Genomic DNA, 9580 nt, shown 5'->3' with positions numbered 1-9580 from the left:
CGTCCATCCCCCCGGCCATCCCCCGGGGGGATCCCGGAAGTCTTGTGTTGTTCCGGGACGGGACGGTCGGTCAAGGGGGGCCGAAGGCCATCGCGAAGCGACGCGACGAAGGAGCGCCCTTGAGGGACCGGCCCGGCACGGAAGGACACTGGACTACCGGGACGCCCACCGGTAACTGTCAAAGCCCCCTCGCGCACAGACCCCGCCCACCCGACGCCCCGCCCAGCCATCGAAGCCACGGACCCGCCCGCAGCCCACCCACCCCGCAGCCCCCGAATCAGCCCCCAAGGCAAGCCCCCGCCCTGCGGCGGCGAGTCGCCGCCTCCTTCAGCGGGCCGTGCGTAGGCTCCCCCCATGCCCCTGGATCCGTCCATCGCAGCCCTCCTCCAGCAGGTCAACGCGAAGCCGAGACCGTCGTCCATCGCCGCGTCCATCGGCGCGTCCGACCCCGAGGTGCTGCGGCAGGCGGAACGCCGTTCCAATGCGCTGGTCGCGCCGGAGCAGCCGATCGACGTCGGCTGCGTGGATGACGTGGTTCCGGGGCCTTCCGGTCCCATCGCGGTGCGGGTCTACCGGCCGGGCGGCGACGGGGTCGTCCCCACCGTTGTCTTCTTCCATGGCGGCGGATGGATCGTGGGGGACCTCGACACCCACGACCACGTCACCCGCCGCCTCTGCCGCGATCTGCCCGCGGTCGTGGTCGCCGTGCACTACCGGCGGCTATGCTCCGTGACGAGGGCCTGGCCTATGCCGAGGCGCTGCGCGCCGCCGGAGTGGATGTCTTCGTCCGCGACTACGACGGCCTGGTCCACGGCTTCGTCAATATGTTCGCCGTCTCCGAGGCCGCGGAATCGGCCGTCGTGGAGCTGATCGGCCGGCTCGGGACGCGCCTTTAGATCCAGCCCTCGAGCGATGCCATGAAGCCGCTGAAATCGTCCCGGTGGATGGTGTGTCCGGCGCCGGTGACCGAGCGCACCTCGAAGCCGCGCTCTTCGAGTACCGCCGCGCGCTCCTGCGAGATCAGGAAGCTCGGGTCGGCCAGCTGCACGAGTGACGGAACCACCGGCGCGGCCGGCAGCAGGTCCGAGCCCATCAGCGGAGTCAGGCTCAGCGCGGTCGCCTCGTCCCAGAGGGCCAGGGTCGCCAGCTCGATGTCGATGTCCACCTCTTCCCAGCGCGGGTTCATCGCCTGGATCTGACCCTTGGGCGCGGTCTTGAACCGGGCGAACATCTCGGGGCCGAAGCCCGGTTCGGGTGCCGCCAGGTGCCAGGCGGGGTCGGAGTACACGGCGCGCTTCGGCTTCAGGCGCTCGACGGCGTACGAGAGCGTCAGGCCGCCCAAGGAGTGCCCGATGGCGAGCTCGGCGCCGGCCGGCAGCGTCTCGACCACGTCGTCGGCGAAGCCCTCCGGGCTGTACTCGCCCCGGCCGCTCGCGCCGTGGCCGCGCAGGTCCACGGCGATGGCGCGGTAGCCGCGCTCGGCGAGGGCGGGTCCGACCCGGCGCCAGGTCCGGTGGTCGGCCATGATCCCGTGGATCAGGAGGGCGACGCGGTCGCCTTCGCCCCAAGTGTGGGTGTGGAGCTGCACGGTGGTGCCTTTCCTGTCATTGCTGCTGTGTACGGCATCGGTGGGATGGCCGTGGGGCGGGGGGAGGCGTGGCGGGGAGCCGAACCAAGCGATCCAGCCCCCGGCCACCAACGCCCTAGCGGACGCTGCGGATCGGTTTGACTGCCAGGGCGCCCGCCACCGCGAGGGCGGCGGCCACGATGAACAGGGCCGTGTAGCCGCCGCTCAGAGACACGATCACCGAGGCGATGAACGGGGCGACGATCTGCGGGCCGGCGTTGGCGATGTTGAGGACGCCCATGTCGCGCGCCGCGTCCTCGGCCTTGGGGAGCACCATCGTCACCAGTGCGGTGTCCACTGCCATGTAGCAGCCGAACGCGAGGCCGTTGATCACCGAGAAGGCCAGCATGGCCGTCCAACTGGTCGACAGGGCCGGGATCACCAGTGCGATGGCGGACAGCAGGGCGGAGGCGCCGACGAAGAGCTTGCGGCGGTCGTACTTGTCGGAGAGCCAGCCGCCGAGGACGGTGGAGACCACCATCGCCACGCTGGTCAGGGGCATCATGACGGCCACGGCCGACTCAGGCTTCATGCCGTCGGGCAGCACGGTGTGGTCCTGGAGGATGTAGAGCTGGTAGCCGCTCACCGCGAAGTACCCGAGGACGAGCAGCGCCCGTCCGATGAACGCCCAGCGGAAGTCGTGGTCCTTGAGCGCGCCGGCGAAGGCGGCGAGCTGCTTCTTGACCGGCATCGGGGCCTTGGCCGGCAGCCGCCGCTCGCGGGTGCACGTGGTGAACAGGACCGCGGCGCCGGCGACGAGCGCGCCGAAGATCAGGTAGCCGGTGCGGTAGTCGTCGGAGAAGGCCGCGCCGACGAGGGCACCGATGGTGGAGCCGAACGGCAGGCCGAGGCCGACGGCCGCGGAGGCCTTGCCGCGGGCGCTCGTGGGTACCCGGTCGGGGACGACGGAGGTGATGGCGGCCTGGTAGATGTTCATCACGGCCTGGCCGAGGCACCAGGCCATGGTGATCAGCAGGATTGTGTCCGCGACGCCGAGCAGGAACATCGCCGGTATCGCGGCGAGTCCGCCGCCCAGGATCCAGGGGTTGCGCCGTCTGCTGCGGTCGGACAGGGCGCCCGCGACCGGGTTGAAGACCGTGGCGAAGATCGCCGAGATCCCCGCGATCAGGCCGAAGTTGGCGACCTTGTTCGCCGGGTCGATGTGTTCGACCTGGAGCGCGAGCAGTACGCCGGCGACGCCGATGTACAGGGCGTACATGGCGCTGTTGCCGACGAGCAGCAACGGGAGCAGGCCGCGTCCGGGGGCGGACTCGGCGGCATCGGTGGCGGCGGCGGCGGTGCCGGTGCCGGGGGAGGAAAGGGCCACGGTGCCCTCCTGGGCAGGTTTCGGGGGAGAGGGGGGAGGGGTGTGAGGGGCGGCGGTGAGGGTGCGCGCCGCCCTGTCGCGACGGCGGGGGTGCGTCGGAACGCGACAGGGCGACGGCACGGCTGGGCACGGTGTGCGACACGTGGGAGACACCTCCGGCAGGGCCGGTGCGACACCGTGGTTACACGTGTCAATGACTCGTGTAACCACTGTGTAGCATTCGTTTCCGGCCATCCGCTAGCCCCCGGGCGCAACCGGTCTGGAAAGATGCCACGGCAATGTCTCAGTCATCGAAGCCGCCGAAGCCGCCGAAGCCGCCCACGTCGCCGTCACCGGCCGCCGCGCCGCCCCCGCCCGTGCCGACCAGCGCGGACGTGGCCCGGCTCGCCGGAGTGTCGCGCGCGACGGTCTCGTACGTCCTGAACAACGCGGAAGCCGTACGCATCAGCGAGCCGACCCGCCGCAAGGTGCGCGCGGCCGCCGAGGAGCTCGGCTACGTCCCGCACGCGGCCGCGCGCAGCCTGCGCGCCGGGCACACGCGGATCGTGCTGCTGCCCACCTCGCACGTGCCGATCGGCCCGCTCTACAGCACCTTCCTCAACGAGCTCCAGTGGGCGCTGCGCGCCCTCGACTACACGGTGGTCCAGTACGGCAGCCTCGGCCTGACCGGGGACGAGGCCGCGCGCGCCTGGGCCGAGCTGAGGCCGGTCGCGGTGATCTCCCTCGGGGAGATCACGCTGTCCGCGCACAACGTCGCCACGCTCAAGCGCGCCGGCGCGCGCGCGGTGATAACGATGGGACCGGTCAGCGTCCCCGGAGCGCACGCCCTGGTCATGGACCAGGCGGAGGTCGGCGCGCGGGCGGCGGCGCACCTGGTGGAGCGGGGCCGGCGCCGGATCGGCGTGGTAGTCCCGGAGGAAGAGGGGCTGGAGCTGTTCTCCACGCCCCGGCTCGAGGGTGCGCGGTCGGTGGCGGGGGCCGAGGTCGTGGCCCTGCCGATGGCGTACTCGGAGGAATCCGCGGCGGCGCTGGCGGGGCGGTGGGGGTCGCTCGGGCTGGACGCGGCGTTCGCGTACAACGACGAGTACGCGATGCTGCTGATGCGGGCGTTCCAGGACGCGGGGCTGCGGGTGCCGCAGGACGTGGCCGTCATCGGCGCGGACGACCTGCTGATCGGACGGCTGCTGCGGCCGAGGCTGAGCACGGTGCAGATCGAGATGCCGACGGGGGAGCGGCTGGCAGGGCTGGTGGACCAGGCGGTACGGGAGCCTTCGGCGGTGGTCCGGCGGCACGACCTGATGGCGGCGGTGGCGCTGCCGCGCGAGTCGACCTGAGCGTACGGCCCGGCGGCGGGCAGCGCCGGCGGCCGCGGGCGGGCGTTGACAGGCGGGGACGGGCGGACGGAAACTTCGGGCGCGCCCCACCGGGCGCGGGCGGAGCGTGCGCCGTGCCGGACAGTGGCGTCGGCGTGCCGCGCCGCCACCCGCCCGTCCAGGAGGGACCCCATGAGCATCCGTACCGTCCGCGACGTCTACGTCGTCGACGCCGTCCGCACACCGATCGGGAAGTTCGGCGGTGCCCTCGCGGGGGTCCGCCCCGACGACCTGGCCGCCCATGTGGTGCGCGCGCTCGTGGACCGTACGCCCGCCCTCGATCCGGCTCGCATCGACGATGTCGTCTTCGGTGACGCCAACGGCGCGGGCGAGGACAATCGCGACGTGGCCCGCATGGCGGTGCTGCTCGCGGGGCTGCCGGTGACGGTGCCCGGGGTCACGGTCAACCGCCTCTGCGGATCCGGACTCGAGGCCGTCGTCCAGGCGGCCCGCGCCATCGCCCTCGGTGACGCCTCGGTCGCCATCGCGGGCGGGGTCGAGTCGATGTCCCGGGCCCCCTGGGTGGTGCAGAAGCCGGAGCGCGCGTTCCCGGCGGGGCACCAGCAGATGTGGTCCACCACCCTCGGCTGGCGTATGACCAACCCCCGGATGCCCGCCGAGTGGGCCGGTTCCCTCGGCGAGGGCGCTGAGCTCGTCGCCGACAAGCACGCCATCACGCGTGAGGCGCAGGACGCCTTCGCGCTGGAGAGCCACCGCAAGGCGGCGGCCGCCTGGGCCGCCGGGCACTACGACGCCGAGGTCGTGCCGTACGAGGGTGTCGCGCTCCTGCGGGACGAGTGCATCCGGGAGGGTTCCACCCCCGAGGCGCTGGCGCGTCTGAAGCCCGCCTTCCGGACCGACGGCACCGGCACGGTCACCGCCGGCAACGCCTCGCCGCTCAACGACGGAGCCGCCGCACTGCTGTTGACGGACGAGGAGGGTCTCGCCGCCACCGGGCGGGAGCCGTTGGCCCGGATCAGCGCGTCCGCCGTCACCGGGATCGAGCCCCAGCTCTTCGGCCTGGGACCGGTGGAAGCCGTCGAGCGCGCGCTCGCCAAGGCGGGCCGCACGTTCGCGGATCTTGCCGCCTTCGAGCTCAACGAGGCTTTCGCCGCACAGGCGTTGGGCTGTCTGGCTTCCTGGCCGGAGCTGGACCCGGCGGTGGTCAACCCGCGCGGCGGGGCCATCGCGATCGGCCACCCGCTCGGTGCCTCGGGAGCCCGTCTCGCGGGTTCGGTGGCGCACCAGCTGGCGGCGGCCGGATCCGGTACCGGTGTCGCGGCGCTCTGCATCGGTGTGGGTCAGGGCATCGCCCTCGTTCTGGAGCGCTGATCCACGACGGCGCTGCCCCCTGCTCGCCGCCCCGGTTCGTTGCCCGCCGTAGTCGATCGTTTCCGGTCATCCTCGGCGGGCAATCGATCGGTAAGCGAAGAGAATTGATGCCTCCGGCCCGGTGCGATGGCACGATGGCGCGTGCTGCCGCCCCCCCCGCCACGCTCCCCCGCATCCGGAGGCCCCGCGCCATGCCGCTCCTCGATCCGACGCTCTGGCAGGACGGACCCACACTCACCGGCGGCACCGCCCCGGTCACCGAGCCCGCCACCGGCCAGACCCTCGCGACCATAGACCTGGCGGCCCCCGCCGATGTCACGGAGGCCGCCGTACGGGCCCAAGCGGCCCAGCGCGACTGGGCCCGGGCCACCCACTCGGAGCGGGCCGCCGTGCTGCGCCGCGCCGGGGACCTGTTCGCCACCCACCCAGCCGAGCTGCGGGACTGGCTGGTGCGGGAGTCCGGATCGATCCCCGGCAAGGCCGACTTCGAGCTGCACATCGCCGCGCAGGAGTGCTACGAGGCCGCCGCGCTGGCCTCGCGCGCGCTCGGCGAGGTACTGCCCAGCGAGGCGCCGCGGCTGTCCTTCACCCGCCGCGAGCCGGCCGGGGTGGTCGCGGTGGTGGCGCCCTTCAACGCCCCGCTGATCCTCGCGATCCGCTCCGTGGCGCCGGCGCTCGCCCTCGGCAACGCGGTGCTCCTCAAGCCGGACCGGCGTACCGCGGTCTGCGGCGGCCTCGCGCCGGCCGCCGTCTTCGCGGCGGCCGGTCTGCCGGGCGGACTGCTGCACGTCCTGCCCGGCGGCGCCGGGACCGGGGCGGCAGTGGTCGCCGATCCCCTGGTCAGGGTGGTGTCGTTCACCGGATCCACCGCGAGCGGCCGCCTCGTCGGAGAGCTGGCGGGCCGTCACCTCAAGCGCGCACACCTTGAGTTGGGGGGAAACTCCGCACTCCTCGTGCTCCGGGACGCCGACGTGGAGGCGGCCGTCGCACAAGCCTCCTGGGGATCCTTCTTCCATCAGGGCCAGATCTGCATGACCGCGGGCCGCCACCTGGTCCACGCCTCGCTCTACGACGAGTACGTGGAGCGGCTCGCCGCACGCGCCGACGAACTCGCGGTCGGAGACCCGTACCGCGAGCAGGTGCACCTCGGCCCGCTGATCGACCGGGCCCAACTGGAGCGGGTCCGGGGCCTGGTGGAGGCCAGCACCCAACAGGGCGCCAAGCTCGTCACGGGCGGGTCCGACCGCGAGCTCTTCTACCGGCCCACGGTGCTGGCGGGCGTCGGCGACGACACCCCCGCCTACACCGAGGAGGTCTTCGGCCCCGTGGCACCCGTACGGTCCTTCGCGACGGAGGACGAGGCGGTGGAGCTGGCTTCGGCCGGCCCGTACGGGCTCGCCCTCGGGATCGTGACCGCCGACGCGGGGCGCGGGCTGGACCTGGCGGGGCGGATCCCGACCGGGATCGCGCACGTCAACGACCAGACGGTGAACGACGAGGCGGTGGCCCCCTTCGGCGGCGTCGGCGCGTCCGGTACCGGCGCCCGTTTCGGCGGCGAGGCCAACCTCGGCGCCTTCACCGAACTGCGCTGGACCACGGTCCGCACGACCCCGGGCGGGCATCCGTTCTGAGGTGTCCGGTCCGGCCTGCACCTCCGGATCCCGCCGGGCGCGCGAGATCCGGAGGAGCCGGACTACGCCGTTGTGCGCGGCCGGGGTCCCGAGATCGCCGGGCACGCCCAGGAATGCTTCGAGGCGGCCGTTCGTTCACGGAACGGAAGCGAAACACCACTCAGGAGGACTGGATAACCGTGGCTACTGTCGAACTCACCAAGGAGAACTTCGACCGGACGGTGAGCGAGAACCCATTCGTCCTGATCGACTTCTGGGCGGGCTGGTGCCGTCCCTGCCTGCAGTTCGCCCCCGTCTACGAGAAGGCCGCCGAGGCCAATCGCGACCTGGTCTTCGCGAAGGTGGACACCGAGGCGCAGCAGGAGCTCGCCGGCGCCTTCCAGATCAGCTCGATCCCGACCCTGATGATCGTCCGCGACCAGGTGGCGATCTTCTCCCAGCCCGGCGCGCTGCCGGAGGCGGCCCTGACGGACCTCATCGCGCAGGCCCGCGCCCTGGACATGGACGAGGTGCGGTCGAAGATCGCCGCGGAGAAGAACGGCGCGGCGGGCGGCACGACCGATGCGGCCGCGGACGCAGGCACCGACGGCGCCCCCGGGGAGCCCGGCACGCCGGGAGCCTGAGTGCGTGACGGGCCCTCGCCCTGCGGTGAGACTGGCCCGTATGACTGAAGCGGTGGAGTACGACGTAGTGGTGCTCGGCGGGGGACCGGCCGGCGAGAACATCGTGGACCGGACCCGCGCCGCCGGGCTCAGTACGGCCCTGGTCGAGAGCGAGCTGGTGGGCGGCGAGTGCTCGTACTGGGCCTGCGTGCCCAGCAAGGCGATGCTGCGCCCGGTGCTGGCCCGGGCCGACGCGCGCCGCGTGCCCGGCCTCGCGGGGGCCGTGGCCGGCCCGCTGGACGCGGAGGCGGTGTTCGCGCACCGCGACTACTGGACCGGCAGCTGGAAGGACGACGGCCAGATCGACTGGCTGGAGTCGATCGGCGCCCACGTGTACCGGGGTCACGGGCGGCTCTACGGAGTCCGGAAGGTCGCCGTCACCAGCCCCGAAGGGGAACACCACGTGCTCTCCGCCCGGCGCGCCGTGGTCGTCGCCACCGGCACCCGGGCGATGATCCCGGACGTGCCCGGCCTCGCCGAGGCCAGGCCGTGGACCAGCCGCGAGGCCACGTCCGCGCAGGCCGCGCCGGACCGGCTGCTGATCGTCGGAGGGTCGGTGGTGGCCGCCGAGATGGCCACCGCCTGGCAGGCGCTCGGCACCCGGGTGACCGTACTCGTACGGGGCCCGGGGCTGCTGCCGCGCATGGAGCCCTTCGCCGGGGAGCTGGTCGCCGAGGCGCTGCGCGAGGCCGGCGCGGTGGTCCGTACGGGGGTGGTCGTCGAGTCCGTCGTACGGGAGGGCCCGACCGGGCCCGTCAGCGTGGTGCTCGAGGGCGGTGAGACGCTGGAGGGCGACGAACTGCTGATGGCCACGGGCCGTGCGCCGCGCACCGAGGACATCGGGCTGGGCACCGTAGGCCTCGAGCCGGGCGGGTGGATCGCCGTGGACGACGGCTGCCGGGTCCCGGGGATCGACTGGCTGTACGCCGTCGGCGACGTCAACCACCGGGCGCTCCTCACCCACCAGGGGAAGTACCAGGCCAGGATCGCGGGCGCCGCCATCGTCGCGCGCGCGGCGGGCGACACACCGCTCGACACCGGCCGTTGGGGCGCCCACGCGGCGACCGCCGATACGGAGGCACTCCCGCAGGCGGTCTTCACCGACCCGGAGGCGGCGTCGGTCGGCCTGACCCTGGCGGAGGCTAAGCGGGCCGGTCACCGGGTCCGGGCCGTCGACTACGACCTCGGCAAGGTCTCCGGCGCGGGCCTGTACGCCGACGGCTACCGGGGCCGGGCCCGCATGGTGGTGGACCTGGACCGCGAGATCCTGCTCGGCGTCACTTTCGTCGGGCCGGGCGCGGCCGAGCTGTTGCACGCGGCGACCATCGCGGTCGCGGCGCAGGTGCCGATCGAGCGGCTGTGGCACGCGGTTCCGGCGTTTCCGACGATCAGCGAGATCTGGCTGAGGCTGCTGGAGGAGTACCGGGGGTAGTTACCGCCTCTCACCGCTCCTCACCGCCTCTCACCGCCTCTCCGTACGAATGGAGGCATCCGGTGGGGCCCGCGCGATCGCCGTGCCGGCGGCTGAGGTGAGGCCGGGGCGTCGTGCGTGATCCGTTCGGCGCAGTCCTGCGTGCCCGAACGGTCCATCCGCTGATCTTCGCTGTGTACCCCTGGCTTCAGCCAGG

Annotated in this window: 8 protein-coding genes and 1 pseudogene; 7 read left to right on the top strand and 2 right to left on the bottom strand. The window is 73.0% G+C overall.

The window, feature by feature from the left end; all coding sequences use genetic code 11:
* Positions 1–354: 354 nt before the first annotated feature.
* Both J7F03_RS42215 and J7F03_RS39950 read left to right on the top strand, forming a co-directional pair.
* Positions 355–708, top strand: a pseudogene (locus J7F03_RS42215) (alpha/beta hydrolase fold domain-containing protein); the annotation flags it as partial.
* A gap of 14 nt (positions 709–722) precedes the next feature.
* Positions 723–896, top strand: coding sequence for an alpha/beta hydrolase fold domain-containing protein (locus J7F03_RS39950; RefSeq protein WP_214958126.1), 174 nt, complete (start codon positions 723–725; stop codon positions 894–896).
* Here the strand turns inward: J7F03_RS39950 and J7F03_RS39945 are convergent.
* Both J7F03_RS39945 and J7F03_RS39940 read right to left on the bottom strand, forming a co-directional pair.
* On the bottom strand, positions 893–1588 hold the full coding sequence (locus J7F03_RS39945; protein WP_214958125.1) for an alpha/beta fold hydrolase: 696 nt from the start codon (positions 1586–1588) through the stop codon (positions 893–895). The two genes, J7F03_RS39950 and J7F03_RS39945, sit on opposite strands and share 4 nt — an antisense overlap.
* Positions 1589–1703: 115 nt before the next feature.
* On the bottom strand, positions 1704–2954 hold the full coding sequence (locus J7F03_RS39940; protein WP_214958124.1) for an MFS transporter: 1251 nt from the start codon (positions 2952–2954) through the stop codon (positions 1704–1706).
* A gap of 278 nt (positions 2955–3232) precedes the next feature.
* On the opposite strand from J7F03_RS39940, the gene J7F03_RS39935 reads away from it, so the two are divergent.
* The 5 genes from J7F03_RS39935 to J7F03_RS39915 all read left to right on the top strand — a co-directional run bounded on the left by J7F03_RS39935 (position 3233) and on the right by J7F03_RS39915 (position 9384).
* Complete coding sequence (locus J7F03_RS39935) at positions 3233–4288, top strand: LacI family DNA-binding transcriptional regulator (RefSeq protein WP_214958123.1); 1056 nt, start codon at positions 3233–3235, stop codon at positions 4286–4288.
* A gap of 171 nt (positions 4289–4459) precedes the next feature.
* The gene (locus tag J7F03_RS39930; RefSeq protein WP_214958122.1) at positions 4460–5659 is read left to right on the top strand and encodes a thiolase family protein; all 1200 of its coding nucleotides are present in this window, start codon (positions 4460–4462) and stop codon (positions 5657–5659) included.
* Positions 5660–5850: 191 nt separating this feature from the next.
* Complete coding sequence (locus tag J7F03_RS39925) at positions 5851–7290, top strand: aldehyde dehydrogenase family protein (protein ID WP_214958121.1); 1440 nt, start codon at positions 5851–5853, stop codon at positions 7288–7290.
* A 179-nt stretch (positions 7291–7469) separates the two neighbouring features.
* Positions 7470–7913 (top strand): co-chaperone YbbN, encoded by a 444-nt coding sequence (locus tag J7F03_RS39920; RefSeq protein WP_214958120.1) that lies wholly within the window; start codon positions 7470–7472, stop codon positions 7911–7913.
* A gap of 40 nt (positions 7914–7953) precedes the next feature.
* On the top strand, positions 7954–9384 hold the full coding sequence (locus tag J7F03_RS39915) for an NAD(P)/FAD-dependent oxidoreductase (protein WP_214958119.1): 1431 nt from the start codon (positions 7954–7956) through the stop codon (positions 9382–9384).
* Positions 9385–9580 lie beyond the last annotated feature (196 nt).

The sequence above is a fragment of the Streptomyces sp. ISL-43 genome, assembly GCF_018614195.1.
Taxonomy (GTDB): domain Bacteria; phylum Actinomycetota; class Actinomycetes; order Streptomycetales; family Streptomycetaceae; genus Streptomyces.
Note: the sequence above shows the minus strand (reverse complement) of the source record. Positions and strands in the feature narration are given on the sequence as shown.

Coding starts and splice junctions, on each gene's coding strand:
- J7F03_RS39935 (WP_214958123.1), top strand. CDS start 3,233: ATGTCTCAGTCATCGAAGCCGCCGAAGCCGCCGAAGCCGCCCACGTCG.
- J7F03_RS39925 (WP_214958121.1), top strand. CDS start 5,851: ATGCCGCTCCTCGATCCGACGCTCTGGCAGGACGGACCCACACTCACC.
- J7F03_RS39930 (WP_214958122.1), top strand. CDS start 4,460: ATGAGCATCCGTACCGTCCGCGACGTCTACGTCGTCGACGCCGTCCGC.
- J7F03_RS39915 (WP_214958119.1), top strand. CDS start 7,954: ATGACTGAAGCGGTGGAGTACGACGTAGTGGTGCTCGGCGGGGGACCG.
- J7F03_RS39950 (WP_214958126.1), top strand. CDS start 723: ATGCTCCGTGACGAGGGCCTGGCCTATGCCGAGGCGCTGCGCGCCGCC.